The sequence below is a fragment of the Halomonas sp. SIMBA_159 genome (assembly GCF_046536035.1).
Lineage (GTDB): Bacteria > Pseudomonadota > Gammaproteobacteria > Pseudomonadales > Halomonadaceae > Vreelandella > Vreelandella venusta_A.
In genome coordinates, this window is record NZ_JAWJBT010000995.1 from 1 (window position 1) to 257 (window position 257).

Consider the following 257-nt stretch of genomic DNA (forward strand, 5'->3'; position numbering starts at 1 on the left):
ACCGGTGACGAGCGCTCCGATCCCCGCGAGCTGTCCCACTGCGAGGTTCATGTGACCGATCGAGAGCACGGCCATCTGTGCGAGCCCGACGACCGTGAAGATCGCGATCGTCGTGAGCAGCGGCGCGATCACGAAGGGGCCGTTGAGGAACGCCGGCTGGAGGATCGCCAGGGTCGTGATCAGGACGATGATCAGGACGACGAGGAGTGCGCGTGGTGAGCGGAGCTCGGCGCGTGCGGCAGCGCCCAGACGCGACA

Annotated in this window: 1 protein-coding gene; it reads right to left on the minus strand. The window is 67.3% G+C overall.

The genetic code is table 11. The features are described from left to right. On the minus strand, positions 1–257 hold a 257-nt coding region (locus R0J87_RS22240; protein WP_498889030.1), incomplete at both ends, for a hypothetical protein.